We start from the raw sequence: 13,216 nt of genomic DNA on the forward strand, positions 1-13,216 counted from the left end.
CTGGCTAGACCTTCAACGTCACCACGGCGTGCGTCCCCCAGCCGACGGGCAGGTCAGCGACCCCGGTCAGCCCGGCGGTGGAAATCGCCCTGGACAGGTCCCGCCTGGTGGGCAGCGACCGGCCCTCGAGGAGCAGCCGGGTGAGGTCCTCCTCGTAGTCGTGATCCTCGTCACCGGACTCGGCGAGCAGTCGGGTGACCACGACGACCCGCGGGGCGATCCCGGCCGCGGACGCCAGCAGCCCGGCCACCTTCTCCGGAGCGACGAGGGCACAGGGGTCGACGACGAGGACCGCTCCCGCGTGCACGTCCGGGGTGGTCTCCCGGTCCCATGCCACCACAGTCACCCGGTCCCGGCGCGCCTTGTCGACCTCGGCGATGAGCCGGTCGGTACCGGCACCCGTGTCGAGGACGACGACGTACAGGTCATCGTGGTGGCGCAGCAGCTCATCGGCGTAGACCGCGGCGCCGGTGCCTTCCCCGGCGCCGGCCACGGCGACCGACTTCAGGCCGTCTCCCCCGGTCAGCCGCGCGGAGAGCTGCCCGAATCCCTGGGCCAGGGCGGGGGCGACCCACTGGGCGCGGGTGGCCTCGGCATCCGCCAGGTTCTCGACGATGCCCGGGTCCGCGGCACGCAGCTGCTCCCAGGTGGAGCCGGTGGAACCGACATGGACGGGGGCGGCGGAGCGCAGCCCCTCGGTGAGGTGCAGCCAGGACAGCGGACGCAGGGCGTCCGGGCCGGTGAGCCGGGAGACCGGTCCTTCGGGGTCGGAGAGTTCCTGGCCGAGGGAGGTCAGGCCCACGCCGGTGAGCGCGGCAGCGTCCCCGCCGGAGAGTCCGTCATCCTCCGGGGTGATGAGGGTGATCAGCTTGAGCGACTCGAGGTAGCGCAGGAACCGCAGGAGGACGCCGCCCTCGACTCCGACGGCGGGCGCGACGTCAGCGACAGTCGGGATGGCTGCGGTCGTAGACGCACCGGTCGCACCGGATGCTCCGGCAGCCTCCACCGCAGCGTCGACCAGCTCGAAGAGGCGGAGTTCGGCTGCGGTGCGTAGGGCCAGACCGGGGGCGATCTCGGCCATCTCGTAGAGCTCCATGAGCGGGGAGATGCTGGAGGTTCCGGCGGTACCGGCGGTCGCTCCCTCGGCGACGGCGTTGTTGCGTCGCCAGTAGCCGACGATCTCGACGTGCTCACGCGGCACGCCCATCTTCTTGGCAAGGGTGCGGACCGTCTTCAGCCGCCCGGCCTCACCTGCGGCCCAGAGGAACGGCGTCCCCTCCGGGAGCTTCCCGCCGCCGCGGACGTGGGTGAGCAGTTCCTCGGTGAAGTCGCCGCCTTCGTCGCGGACGACCCAGTGCATGTCGAGGTCGGCGGCGCAGTCGATGTCCTGGATGTCGGCGCGGGTCGGGACCTCCACCACGGCGACGACGGGATGGTCGGCCGGGCATTCCTCGAGGCAGCGTCCGATGGCGGGCAGGGCGGTCTCGTCACCGACGAGCAGCAGCCAGTCGGTGTGCGACGGGTGGGCGCCGCAGTTCTTCGGTCCGGCGACGAAGACCTTGTCACCGGCGGACGCCGCAGCGGACCAGCCCTCAGCCAGACCTGCGCCGTGGCGGGCGAAGTCGATGGCGAGCTCGCCGTATTCCCCGGCGTCCGGTGACCAGGTACGCACGGTGTAGGTCCGGAACAGGTCGTTGACCTGCTCGTTCCAGTCGAGTCGACCGTCACCGAGGGACTTCGGGTACGGGCGCTCCCCGGTCTCCGGATCGGGGAGGATCAGCCGGACATCGTCATCGAAACCGTCACTGACCAGAGCAGGCACCGGTTCACCGTCACGGGTGTGGGCGAGCAGGCCGGCCCCACCGAAGGTGACGCGGCGCATCGCCGGGGTGACGTCCTCGACCCTCAGCACCTCCAGTTCACGCAGGGAGATCGGGTAGATGTCGGTGTCACGACTGATGCGGGGCACGGGGGTCCTTTCCACGGAACGGTTCGGGGCAAGGCTAGCATTGGCTTGCCCGGTAGCAGGACTGCATTCCCCGGCTACCGTAGCCACTTCCCCGACGCCCCACTTCCAGAGGACACCCCGCATGCCCCACCCGTTCCGACGCCCCGACCGCAACCACCGCCTCAGTCACCACAGCCGCCACAGTTTCCGTGCCACCACCGCCGTCGCCGCCGCACTCATCCTGACCGCCGGCCTCGCCGCCTGCTCCGACGACAGTTCCGACGGGGACACCACGGGCGGCGGTTCCGGCGACGGCTCCTGGCCGCGCACCGTCTCCTCGCTCGCCGTGGAGAACCACCACCTGGACTGCACCGACCAGATGGACATCTCCACCTGCGCGACCGAGGAGGTGGAGATTCCCGAGCAGCCGCAGCGCATCGTCTCGACCGCCGTGGGACTCACCGGTTCCCTGCTGGCGGTGGACGCCCCGGTGATCGCCACCGGTGGCGCGACAACCGGCTCAACCGCGGACAACGACGAGGGCTTCTTCAACCAGTGGGCCGACGAGGCCCGGGAGAAGGGTGTGGAGAGCCTCTGGCAGCTCAGCCCGGACCTGGAGAAGATCGTCACCGCCGATCCGGACCTCATCCTCGTCGCCGCCAACGGCCAGGACACGGCCGTCCCCGGCCTGGAGAAGATCCAGGCCATCGGTGTGCCGGTCGTGGTCCTCGACTACGTCAACATGGACTGGAAGGATCTCACCACCGAGATCGGCGAGATGACCGGCCGGGAGGCGGACGCCGCGGCCCGCATCGACGAGTACAACGAGCGCGTCTCCGAGGTGAAGGCGAATATCGAGGACCCGGAGCAGCCGGTCAGCCTCGTGCTGCCGAGTGCCGACAAGTCGGGAAACGCCAACTACATGACGGCCGAGTCACCGCAGGGCCGGGTCGCCTCCGACCTCGGCTGGGAGCTCACCGTGCCCGGCGACGATGTCGCGCGCACCGACGGCCCCTTCGCCGGACGCACCGACGTCAGACAGGTCACCGCAGAGAACCAGGACAAGGCCTTCACCGGACACACGGTGCTGGCCGTGGACTCCGGCATCGGCGAGGACCCGGCGGAGTACCTGAAGAACATGCCGATCCTGGCCGACACCTACGCGGTGCAGAATGACCGGGTGTTCGCCATGCCGCCGGAGCTGTTCCGGATGGACTACTACTCGGCGATGAAGATGCTCAACCGGATCGACGAACTCTTCGTGAAGTGACATCATGAGGTGACGGGTGAAGTGACGGGCACCGCCGCTGCGTCACCCCCGTAATTGACCGGCGTGAACTGAGGCGAGGTTTCGTTTACCCTGTCGTGGTAGGTGCCCGGACCCCGGATACCACTGACCCAAGAGTTTTTCGAGAGAAGGATCTTCCATGTCCTCACGCGCACTGTTCCGCCGGTCCCGCGCCGTCGCTGCCGTGGCCGCCGCCACCGCCCTCACCCTCGGTGTCGCCGCCTGCTCCGACGACGACGATGATTCGGACACCGGAACCTCGGCCTCCGCCTCCGCCGACGGGTCGGACTCCGACTCTGATTCCGATGACGCAGAACAGGGCACCTGGCCCCGCACCGTCGACTCCCTCGTGATCGAAAACGGCCAGCCTACCGGTGACACCGAGGAGGTCGAGATCCCCGCTCAGCCGGAGAAGATCGTCTCCACCTCCGTGACTCTCACCGGTACGCTGCTGGCCGTGGACGCCCCGGTCGTCGCCTCCGGTGGCGCCCAGGGCTCCCAGCTCTCCGACGACAAGGGCTTCTTCACCCAGTGGGCCGAGGAGGCTGACGACCAGGGCGTGGAGGCTCTCTGGAAGCTCGAGCCGGACCTGCAGAAGGTCGCCGCCCAGGACCCCGACCTCATTGTCGTCTCTGCCAAGGGCGCGGACACCGCCGCCGAGCAGATCGACGAGTTGAAGAAGATCGGCGTGCCGGTCGTCGTCCTCGACTACTCGGACAAGACCTGGACCGACCTGACCACCGAGGTCGGCGAAATCACCGGTCACGAGTCCGAGGCCGCCGACGCCATCCAGTCCTACGAGGACCGTGTCGCCGAGGTCAAGGAGAACATCGAGGAGCCGGAGCAGCCCGTCAACGTCGTGCTGCCCGCCCAGGAAGGCAACCTCAACTTCATGACCGCCGAGTCCGCCCAGGGCCAGATCATCAAGGATCTGGGCTGGGAACTCTCCGTCCCCGGTGACGACGTCGCGCGCACCGACGGTGACTACGCCGGCCGGACCGACGTCCGCCAGGTCACCGGCGAGAATGCCGACAAGGCACTGGTCGGCAAGACCGTGCTCGGCATCAACGTCGACGGCACCGAGCCGGTCATCGACAAGCTCAAGGCCATCCCGACCCTCGCCAACACCTACGCGGTGACACACGACCGCGTCTTCGAGCTCGGCGCCTCCGCCTTCCGCATCGACTACTTCTCCGCCATGGAGATCCTCGACCAGATCGAGGAGTACTTCGCGAAGTAGTCCCCGGGCACCGGCCGTTTCACCGTCGGGAGGTGAACTCGGATAGCCTGATGCCACGATGATGCACAGCAACGCCCTCGCTGTCGTCTTCGCCCTTCTCTCTGCACTGACCATCGCCTGGGGCACGGTCCTCAGACACCAGATCGCGGAGCAGACCTCCGGCGACCCCGACGACGCCCACGGCTCCCCACTGCTCGCCGCTGTCATGCGGCCGAAGTGGTGGGGAGGAGTTCTGTGCGCCCTGGCCGGCTACGGCCTGCAGATCGTCGCCCTCGGATTCGGCACCCTGCTGGTCGTCCAGCCGATCCTCGTGCTCTCCCTGATGTTCACGCTGCCGCTGTCAGCGAAGTTCGACGGACGCCGCGTCTCGAAATCCGAGATGTTCTGGGCGGGACTGCTGACTGTGGCGGTCGGCGTCCTCGTGATCTGGGGTAAGCCACTGCCCGGCCGGTCGATCCCCGAGCTGGACGACTGGATCATCGCCCTCGGTGCCGGCCTGGTGGTCATCGTGGCGATGTGCTGGTTCGCCGGCCACCGCCCCGCCAACCAGCGGGCCCTGCTGCTCGGCCTGGTCACCGGCATCATCATGGGTTATCTCGCGGTACTGTCGAAGGCCGTCGTCGCGATCTTCACCGCCGACGGGATCCACGGTCTGATCACCTCCTGGGAAGGCTACGGACTGCTGGCGTGCGCGGCGATCGGCACCGGCGTCCAGCAGCTCAGTTTCAACGCAGGGGCGCTGAAGAACTCCCTGCCCGCGATGACCATCGGTGAGCCGATCGTCGCCTTCATTCTGGGCTACACGCTGCTCGCGGAGAAGTTCCAGGTCCACGGGCTCGGCTGGATCGCCATGGCCGCCGCCCTGTGGGTCATGGTCGCCAGTACCGTCGTCCTGTCGCGCAAGAGCGTGGACTGAGCCGGCTCAGATCGCGTAGGCGAAGTCGACCAGCATCTCGGCGGAGACCCAGAAGCCCACCACACACCAGGCCACCCCGACGACCACCGGGATCCCCGCCAGCCACGGCCGGACCACCAACAGCGCGCGCAACCGGGCCAGTGCCCACACCACCAGCGGCAGCAGCAGGAAGAGCACCGGGATCAGCAGCAGCCGGGGACGCGAGTGCATGATGCCGTCGGAACCCAGCGTCATACCGGCGACTGCCACCGCAGGCAGCCACAACTGCCACGGCATCCGGCCGGTCAGCAGCGGCCACAGGGACGCCACACACAGCACGGCGACGAGGATCATCGACCAGGTGGAGATCGCGTAGCCGGGCATGGTGCCGTCGGTGGTCCCGCCCTCACCGACGGTCGTGGTGAGGTCCAGGGAGGACGAGGTGATCCAGTTCCATGTGGCCTGTCCGGCGTCGAAGCCGGAGTGCCAGCCCCGCTCCTGGGCCTCGAAGTAGCCGCCGATCTCCGCGGTACGGCCGTTCGCCCAGCGAATGTACCCGGCGATCCCGAGGACGCCGATGACCGGTGCCGCGCAGGCCCGCACGACCCTCCCGGCGCCCTCCCTCTCCCGCCACCAGCGCCACAACTCCACCGCAGCAGCCACCGCCAGCGTCAGCACCAGTACCACGGCGGTGATCCGCGTCAGCCCGGCGAAGAGGACGAGGACGCCGGCCGTGAGGTAGCGGCGTCGCAACAGCATGGTCACGGCCCACACCGCGAGCGCCGTGTACAGGGACTCCGAGTACGGCATCACGTACACCACCGACATCGGTGCGCCGAGGGCGAGGACGCCGACCGCCAGGGTGAGGACCGCCGCCGTCGCCGGGGAGACTGGTCGCCCGGGGTCACCGCCGGCGACCCGCGGCCAGAGACGGTCGACGGCCAGCCGCCCCAACCCCCAGACCATGGCCACGGACGCCGCCACGGACACGACCGCAGCGGCGGCGACGGTGATCTCGGCACCGGTGAGGATGCGGACCGGCGCAGCGAGGACCTGCACCAGCCAGGGGTAGCCCGGGAAAAACGCCACGGACTGCCATTCAATGGGGTCGCCACCGGGCGTCCCGGCGTCCCCCATGGCGAAGCCGGAGTAGCCGTGACGGGAGATGAGCGTCATCCACCGGGAGTCCCACTGCATCATCACCTCGGTGAGGGTCATGCCGTGGCGGGAGCCCCTGATCTGCATCACCAGCAGCAGGGCGGAGTACATCAGCACGGTGGTGACCAGTGCGACAAGCGGCTCGACCGGGAACCGTCGGTGCCGCTGCGCGGACGGTGGACTCTGGGTGGACATCGCCCACGACGTTAGCGGGGGTGCGGCGCCGCGGTGGCGTTCCCCCCGGATGCGGTGGGGACTATGGGCCGTGTCACACTTCCCGGCGGCTGTGGGTTACACTTGCCGACGTGAACACGTTCCGCGGTCAGCTTCTCCTTCTTAGCCGCGGCGGGGTCAGGGCATAAACCGACCGGCTCCCCGTCGCGGAGTTGAGTCGTGCCGGTCGGTGTTGAGAGTATTTTTCCACCGGAGACGCACCACCGGCGTCGAACCTGCAACAGGAGCACACCATGACCCCCAGCGATTCCTTCATCTCCGCCCCCGCCCGGATCGACACCCCCGCAGGTGAGATCCCGGCCGGGCAGCCCGCCTGGAACAAGCAGCGCCCGTCCCAGATGCCGGTCCACCGCTACCAGCCGCACTTCACCGAGGTCGAGCGCTTCCAGCTGCCGGACCGCACCTGGCCGGACAAGGTCATCGACAAGGCGCCGCAGTGGTGCGCCGTCGACCTGCGCGACGGTAACCAGGCCCTGATCGACCCGATGAGCCCGGAGCGCAAGCGCCGGATGTTCGAGCTGCTGGTCAAGATGGGTTACAAGGAGATCGAGGTCGGATTCCCCTCGGCCTCCCAGACGGACTTCGACTTCGTCCGCGAGATCATCGAGAAGAACATGATCCCCGACGACGTCACCATCCAGGTCCTGGTCCAGGCGCGTGAGCACCTGATCCGCCGGACCTTCGAGGCCTGCGAGGGGGCGAAGAACGTCATCGTGCACTTCTACAACTCCACCTCCATCCTGCAGCGCAAGGTGGTCTTCCGTAAGGACAAGGCCGCCATCAAGCAGCTGGCGACGGACGCCGCGCACCTGATCAAGGAGATCGCGGTCGACTACCCGGACACCAACTGGCGCTGGGAGTACTCCCCGGAGTCCTACACCGGCACCGAGGTCGAGTACGCCAAGGAGGTCTGTGACGAGGTCATCGAGATCATGGACCCGACCCCGGACAACCCCATGATCATCAACCTGCCGTCCACGGTCGAGATGACCACCCCGAACGTCTACGCCGACTCCATCGAGTGGATGCACCGCAACATCTCCCGACGTGACTCGGTGCTGCTGTCCCTGCACCCGCACAACGACCGCGGCACCGGCGTCGCCACCGCCGAGCTGGGCTACATGGCTGGCGCGGACCGCATCGAGGGCTGCCTGTTCGGCAACGGTGAGCGCACCGGCAACGTCGACCTGGTCACCCTGGGCCTGAACATGTTCACCCAGGGTGTGGACCCCCAGATCGACTTCTCCGACATCGAGGAGATCCGCCGCACGGTGGAGTACTGCAACCAGCTGGAGGTCCACGAGCGTGCGCCGTACGGCGGCGACCTGGTCTTCACCGCCTTCTCCGGTTCCCACCAGGACGCCATCAACAAGGGCATGGACTACATGGCCGACGAGGCGCACCCGGGTGCCCACGCCAACGAGATCAGCGACGAAGAGTTCGCCAAGATCATCTGGGAGGTCCCTTACCTGCCCATCGACCCGAAGGACATCGGCCGCAGCTACGAGGCCGTCATCCGCGTGAACTCGCAGTCCGGCAAGGGCGGCGTCGCGTACATCATGAAGACCGACCACGGTCTGGACATGCCGCGCCCGATGCAGGTCGAGTTCTCCGCCGTCGTCCAGGCGGTCACCGACTCCGAGGGTGGCGAGGTGAACTCCAAGGCGATGTGGGACATCTTCTCCGGGGAGTACCTGGACCGCGTCTCCCCGCTGGAGCAGATTTCCGTGACTGTCGACGGCCCCCAGACCGAGGGCTCGGAGACCAAGGTCACCGCCGAGATCGAGTGGAACGGCGAGCACAGGACGATCCAGGGACGCGGCAACGGCCCGCTGGCCGCCTACGCCCAGGCACTGGAGTCGCTCGGCGTGGACTTCGAGGTGCAGGAGTACACCCAGCACGCCCGCACCGCCGGTGACGACGCCGAGGCCGCGGCCTACGTCCTGGCCGAGGTCAACGGCCAGAAGGTGTGGGGTGTCGGCATCGCCGGCTCCATCACCTACGCCTCCCTGAAGGCGATGACTTCCGCGGTCAACCGCGCCTACGCCAACGAGGCCTCGGTCCTGGCCGGCGGCGTGTAGGTCGCAGCACACCGCGTCCTGTAGTGGCGTGGCACCGACGCAGCATTCAGGGAGGCACCGTCCCCACCCGGGGCCGTGCCTTCCTTTTGTGTGCCAGGTCTGAGCCTCTCTGTCGCCGTGTCGCCCCTGCCCTCCCTGTCTGCGCCATCGGATACGGTCCAGCGCCATCCGGTTGTGTCGGTTTTCCGCCGGGATCGACACAGCCGGATGGCGCCACATTCAACCTGATGGCGCAGTGACGGGTGGCACGGCCCTGATCCTCGCCCCTGATCCTCACCCGAATGCTGCGGTGCTTCACCCCGTACCGGACCCGGACAGTATGATGGCTCCATGACTTCCACGGGCCCGGACAACGACAGCGCCGGGAATTCCGGGACCACCGGGGGTTCCGGAACCTCTGCGGCCGGACGCTCCCGGCGTCGGCGTCGCCGCCAGGTCCACCGCCGCGCCGCTCCCCCCTCGCAGGATGTGCAGCAGACCGCGCAGAAGAACCAGCGGACGCAGGGCACCAAGAACTCCGCGCAGGCCGCCGACGACGCCGCCACCGAGACCACCGCGTCCGACCGGAGCAACAACGTCGGCAACGGACGGGCGGACCAGCAGAACCGTCCGACGCGCGTCCCCAAGACCTTCCACGGCGAGATCCCCGACGCCGAGACCGCCCCCTTCGTCGCGCTGACTGTCGCGGCGTCGGGTATCCACCCCACGACCTCGCGACTGGTCGCCGTCGCCGCCGTGCTCTACGACGCCGAGGGCACCCCGGTCAGTTTCACCGGCAACCGCCCGGCCTGCAGCGACGGCAGCGATCTCTCCGGCAGCACCGGCTCAGCGACCGACGCCGGCACGACCGAGCTCACCGGCGTCGTCCAGCAGATCAACCCCGGCGAAGACCCCGGCCCGTGGCACCTCCACGGCTACACCGAGGCCGACCTCGGCCAGGCCCCCGGGTTCGCGACCGTCGCCCCGCTGTTGTTCAACCTGCTCGACGGCCGTACCGTCATCTGCCACGGAACCACACTGACCTGGGGTTTCATTATCCAGGAGTACCGTCGCGCCCAGCGTGCCGCCAACCGGTCGGCCCCGCAGGGCGCCAACCGTGGCCGCCGACGCAACTCCCGGCGTCCCCGCAAGATCGCCGTGCCGGTCCCCGAGCGCATCGTCGACACGATGACCACCGCCCGCCGCCAGTCGGTGCCTGTCATCGACCCGCGGCTGCGCAGTATCGCCGCACACTACCGCGATACCGAAGGCCTGGAACTGGCCACCGACACCCTCCCTGACCTCGGGGCCGTCGCCTCCGACGCGCGCACCGACACCGGCGCCGATGAACTCCTCCTCGCCGATGCACGTATCCTCCTTCCGCTGCACCTCGTGCAGGAGGACCTGGCGGACGCCGGTCGCGGCATCATCCAGTCCGCGGTGCCCGCCGACCTCACCGCCGACCGGTTCGGTCTGCAACGTTCCACCGTCCGGGTGGACGCCACCACGACCCCGCGTCCCTACGCCAACCCCGGTACGCCCGGTGAGGACCGTCGACTCACCGAGGGCATGGAGTTCGTGGTCAGCCCCGATGTCGCCACAGATCCCGACGAGATCATCTCCGCGGGCCTCCGTGCCGGCCTGGTCTACAGCGAGAAGCTGAACCGGACCTCCAGCCTCGTGGTGTGCAACGCCAACCATGAGCTGCGTGGTAAAGCGATGCACGCGCACCGCAAGAACATCCCCCTGTTCACCGACACCGGGTTCTTCGACGCCCTCGAGGACGTGGAGCCCGGGACACCGTCCACCGGTGAGCCGGAGACGCGCCCCGCCACACCCCGCATTCCCGCACCGCAGCGCGGCAGCCAGGGTCGCCCGCGCAAGAAGCAGGGCAACCGCCAGGGCGGACGCCAGAGTGGGAACCAGGGTGGCCGTCAGGGGTCTGCGCAGTCGAACCGTCGTACCCCGATCCGCCAACCGCAGCAGCACGGCGAAGCCCGCGGCAACGACGGTGGAACCGGCCCTGCCTCCGGTTCCGGGAACTCCGCCGCGTCCTCCGGCTCCGGATCCAACGGTTCCTCAGGGAACCGGAACCGTAACCGTAACCGACGACGGTCCTCCGGGAATTCCGGCGGCGGGCAGCAGAAGAAGCAGGGCCAGAAGAAGCAGGGTTCCGGCGGGAGCTCCGGGTCGGGATCGAACCGTTCCGGGGCACGGCGACGGCGTCGTTCCGGGGCGAACCGCCGATCCAACCGGTCCAACCGGTCCAACCAGTCCAACCCGTCCAAGTAGATAAGGTGATCTGATGGGTCTGCGCACCTCATTCGCCGTCCGCGCCGCCGACCTGGCGACCTGGGCGTCCCGCAAGGCCGGCCGTGGCAACGGCGGCATGATCGGCGGTCTCGTCGCCGACTTCATCGACCCGAAGCTGATGGAACAGCTCGGGCAGGGTCGTCCCTGCGCGATCGTCACCGGCACGAACGGCAAGTCGACGACCACCCGGATGCTCGCCGAAGCCGTCCGCGGCATCGGCACCGTATGCACCAACGACGGTGGCGACAACATGGACGCCGGTGTCATCTCCGCACTGCTCGCCGGCCGTGATGCCCAGCGTCTCGTCCTCGAGGTCGATGAACTGCACGTGCCGCACATCGCGACGAAGCTCGACTGCGATGTGCTCGTGCTGCTGAATCTCTCGCGTGACCAGCTCGACCGCGTCGGCGAGATCAACAAGATCGAACGCGTCCTGCGCGAGTACGTGAGTGCGAACCCCGACCTCACCGTCATCGCGAACTGTGACGATGTGCAGGTCACCTCGGTCGCCTGGGACTGCCCGAACGTGGTGTGGGTCTCCGCCGGGGTCGGTTTCACCGGCGACTCGACCAGCTGTCCGCGCACCGGTGGTGCGATCGTGCGCACCGAGAAGGCCGACGGCTCTCCCGACTGGTTCGCGGTGAAGCCACTGGCCGACGGCTCAGAGTTCCGGCGTCCGACCCCGAGCGTGACGGTCGACCCGTCCGGCCTGCACACCCCTGAGGGCGACCGGGATCTGAACCTCACCCTCCCGGGCGACGCCAACCGCGGCAATGCGGCGCAGGCCGTCACCGCCGCCGTCGCCCTCGGTGTCCCCGAGCAGGACGCCGTCGCCGCTGCCGAGCGGGTCGACAATGTCGCCGGACGCTATGCGACGGTGAGCTTCGAGGGGCGCGAGGTGCACCTGCTGCTGGCGAAGAACCCGGCCGGCTGGCAGGAGGCCCTGTCGATGGTGGACCGCACCGCCGACGGCCTGGTCATCTCGGTCAACGGCCAGGTCGCCGACGGTCAGGACCTGTCCTGGCTGTGGGATGTGGTCTTCGAGAACTTCGAGGGGATGAAGGTCGTCTCCTCCGGTGAGCGGTCCGCCGACCTGGCGGTCCGGCTCGGATACGCCGGGGTGGAGCATGACACGGTGCCGGACATGCTGGACGCCCTGCGCGCCTGCCCGCCCGGCCGGGTCGAGGTGCTGGCGAACTACACCGCCTTCCGGGACCTGAACCGCGACCTGAAGAAGGCCGTGCAGAACACCGCGAAGAAGGAGCAGCAGAATGGCTGAGCTGACTATCGGACTGGTCCTGCCGGACGTGCTCGGTACCTACGGCGACGACGGCAACGCCCTGGTCCTGCGGCAGCGGGCGCGGATGCGCGGCTTCGACGCCGGGATCCACCGCATCACGCTCGGGGACGCCGTGCCCGAGGGCCTCGACGTGTACACCGTCGGTGGCGGTGAAGACGTCGCCCAGACCCTCGCCGCCGAGCATCTCATCGCCGACGGCGGCATGACCCGCGCCGTCAATGCGGGACGCCCCGTCCTCGCGATCTGTGCCGGACTGCAGGTCTTCGGCCACAGTTTCCGGGCCTCCGACCGGATGGTCGACGGGCTGGGACTGATCGACGCGACGACCTCGTCACTGCAGACCCGCATGATCGGTGAGTTGAAGTCGGTGCCGGCGAAGCAGGGCATGCGTGCCCCGGGGATGGAAGAGCTCACCGAGCCGCTCACCGGGTTCGCGAACCACCAGGGCGCGACGATCCTCGGCCCGGACGCCCGACCGCTGGGTCATGTCACCCACGGCACCGGCAACACGGACGCCCACGGCGCCCTGACCGCCGGTCTCAGCCCGGAGACCGCGAAGGTCGAGGTCTACCACGAGGGTGCGGTGCAGGGGTCGGTCATCGCGACCTACATGCACGGCCCGGTGCTCGCCCGGAATCCTCAGCTCGCGGACCTGCTGCTGGCCAAGGCGACCGGTGTCGCGCTGGCCGACTTGCCGCCGATGACCGGGGCTTTCGCCGAGCAGTTGACCGGTGAGGTCGCCACTCTGCGCGCTGAGCGGATGAAGGCGTAGCCCACTTC

Annotated in this window: 9 protein-coding genes; 7 read left to right on the plus strand and 2 right to left on the minus strand. The window is 68.7% G+C overall.

The window, feature by feature from the left end:
• Positions 1-4 precede the first annotated feature (4 nt).
• Positions 5-1,969, minus strand: coding sequence for a siderophore-interacting protein (locus tag ACZ9GM_RS10290; RefSeq protein ID WP_476037779.1), 1,965 nt, complete (start codon positions 1,967-1,969; stop codon positions 5-7).
• A 121-nt stretch (positions 1,970-2,090) separates the two neighbouring features.
• Here ACZ9GM_RS10290 and fepB (ACZ9GM_RS10295) point away from each other — a divergent pair, with 121 nt between their 5' ends.
• The 3 genes from fepB (ACZ9GM_RS10295) (at position 2,091) to ACZ9GM_RS10305 (ending at position 5,392) form a co-directional block, all read left to right on the plus strand.
• Positions 2,091-3,218 carry a Fe2+-enterobactin ABC transporter substrate-binding protein gene (gene fepB, locus ACZ9GM_RS10295; RefSeq protein WP_476037780.1) on the plus strand — a complete coding sequence of 376 codons (1,128 nt, stop codon included), beginning with the start codon at positions 2,091-2,093 and terminating at the stop codon, positions 3,216-3,218.
• A 157-nt stretch (positions 3,219-3,375) separates the two neighbouring features.
• Complete coding sequence (fepB, locus tag ACZ9GM_RS10300) at positions 3,376-4,476, plus strand: Fe2+-enterobactin ABC transporter substrate-binding protein (protein ID WP_476037781.1); 1,101 nt, start codon at positions 3,376-3,378, stop codon at positions 4,474-4,476.
• Positions 4,477-4,537: 61 nt separating this feature from the next.
• Positions 4,538-5,392 (plus strand): DMT family transporter, encoded by an 855-nt coding sequence (locus tag ACZ9GM_RS10305; RefSeq protein WP_476038344.1) that lies wholly within the window; start codon positions 4,538-4,540, stop codon positions 5,390-5,392.
• A 6-nt stretch (positions 5,393-5,398) separates the two neighbouring features.
• On the opposite strand, the gene ACZ9GM_RS10310 is transcribed toward ACZ9GM_RS10305, so the two are convergent.
• Positions 5,399-6,724 carry a hypothetical protein gene (locus ACZ9GM_RS10310; RefSeq protein WP_476037782.1) on the minus strand — a complete coding sequence of 442 codons (1,326 nt, stop codon included), beginning with the start codon at positions 6,722-6,724 and terminating at the stop codon, positions 5,399-5,401.
• Positions 6,725-6,996: 272 nt separating this feature from the next.
• Here ACZ9GM_RS10310 and leuA point away from each other — a divergent pair, with 272 nt between their 5' ends.
• The 4 genes from leuA to ACZ9GM_RS10330 all read left to right on the plus strand — a co-directional run bounded on the left by leuA (position 6,997) and on the right by ACZ9GM_RS10330 (position 13,208).
• Positions 6,997-8,844, plus strand: coding sequence for a 2-isopropylmalate synthase (leuA, locus tag ACZ9GM_RS10315; protein ID WP_476037783.1), 1,848 nt, complete (start codon positions 6,997-6,999; stop codon positions 8,842-8,844).
• A 330-nt stretch (positions 8,845-9,174) separates the two neighbouring features.
• A complete protein-coding gene (locus ACZ9GM_RS10320; RefSeq protein WP_476037784.1) occupies positions 9,175-11,115 on the plus strand; it encodes a DNA polymerase III subunit epsilon in 1,941 nt (646 codons plus the stop codon).
• Positions 11,116-11,128: 13 nt separating this feature from the next.
• Positions 11,129-12,415 carry a Mur ligase family protein gene (locus tag ACZ9GM_RS10325; RefSeq protein ID WP_291474688.1) on the plus strand — a complete coding sequence of 429 codons (1,287 nt, stop codon included), beginning with the start codon at positions 11,129-11,131 and terminating at the stop codon, positions 12,413-12,415.
• Positions 12,408-13,208: a type 1 glutamine amidotransferase gene (locus ACZ9GM_RS10330; protein WP_476037785.1), complete on the plus strand. Its 801-nt coding sequence runs from the start codon at positions 12,408-12,410 to the stop codon at positions 13,206-13,208. Before ACZ9GM_RS10325 ends, ACZ9GM_RS10330 begins: the two co-directional genes overlap by 8 nt.
• Positions 13,209-13,216 lie beyond the last annotated feature (8 nt).

This window comes from Corynebacterium sp. UD i78, from assembly GCF_056280545.1.